This window comes from Methylobacterium sp. Leaf118 (assembly GCF_920984675.1).
Taxonomy (GTDB): domain Bacteria; phylum Pseudomonadota; class Alphaproteobacteria; order Rhizobiales; family Beijerinckiaceae; genus Methylobacterium.
This window is the reverse complement of the sequence record NZ_CAKLBV010000140.1, coordinates 1-975: the sequence shown is the minus strand read 5'-3', so window position 1 is coordinate 975 and position 975 is coordinate 1. Positions and strand designations below refer to the sequence as shown.

The following is a 975-nucleotide window of genomic DNA, read 5'->3' as shown; positions in this document are numbered from 1 at the left end:
CAGCGCGCCGAGCGCCAGCAGGGTCAGGGCGGCGGTGGTCGCGGGCTGCGGGTCGAGGCGCGGGGCGCGGCCGTCCGGGAGCAGGTACTCGGCCGGGTCGTCGCGCCGCTCCGGCTGCACCGGGCGCAGGGGCGAGACGCCGATCTTCCAGGCCGGCACCGGGGCGGTGGCGGTGGTGAGCCCCTCCGGCCCGGCGTTCTCGATCGTCACGGGAAAGCCCGGCACGTCGAGGGTGCGGGAATCGAGGGCGGCGTAGAAGCTCTGATAGGTCAGGCGCAGGCGGATCAGGGTCGCCTCGCCCTCGCGCCGCTCCTCGACCGTGACCGCGCGCAGGTCGAGCCAATAGGCGACCGGGCCGGGTTTCGGCAGCGAGGGGCGCTGCAGGGTGAAGCCTCGATCGACCCGGATGTCGGCCTGTACCTGCACGAGGTCGCCGAGGAAGTAGCCGAAGGCCCGCGGCACCCGCAATTCGACGCCGCGCACCTGGGCGAGCGCCGGCGAGGCGGCGGCAAGGAGGAGGACGAGGAGGAGCCCGCGCATCGTCACGTCGTCAGAAGGTGACGGGTCAGCGCGTCCGCGTCGAAGCGGTCGGCGAGCCGGAACGGGGGGCGGGCATAGGGCGCGCACAGGCTGCGCAGGGCCTCGATCCGGGCGGCCTCGCGGGCCTGCCAGCGGCGGCGCAGGGACGGGCGCAGGAAGACGAGGCGGCGGCCGGCGCCCTCCAGATCGTCGAGTTCGACGAGGCCGAAGGCCGGCAGGCCCTCGTCCTCGGCGGCGTCGGCGAGCAGGACCGGCGTCACGTCGTGCAGGGCGAGGGCCGCGAAGACCTGCGCGATCAGCGCCTCGGGCCAGCGGAAATCGGAGACGAGGAAGACGAGCTTGGGGCGGCCCGCGAGCCGGCGCGCCGCCTCCCTCAGCCCCTCGGCGCTCGCGGCCCCGCAGGGCGCCTCGGCGAGGCGGGCGGCGGCAAGCATC

Annotated in this window: 1 protein-coding gene and 1 pseudogene; both read right to left on the bottom strand. The window is 75.8% G+C overall.

Annotation, left to right across the window (positions count from 1 at the left end):
• Positions 1-540 (bottom strand): annotated as a pseudogene (locus LW587_RS23910) (nonribosomal peptide synthetase MxaA); the annotation flags it as partial.
• A gap of 2 nt (positions 541-542) precedes the next feature.
• Positions 543-975: DUF58 domain-containing protein (locus LW587_RS23905; protein WP_442919198.1), on the bottom strand; the 433-nt coding region annotated here is incomplete at its 5' end.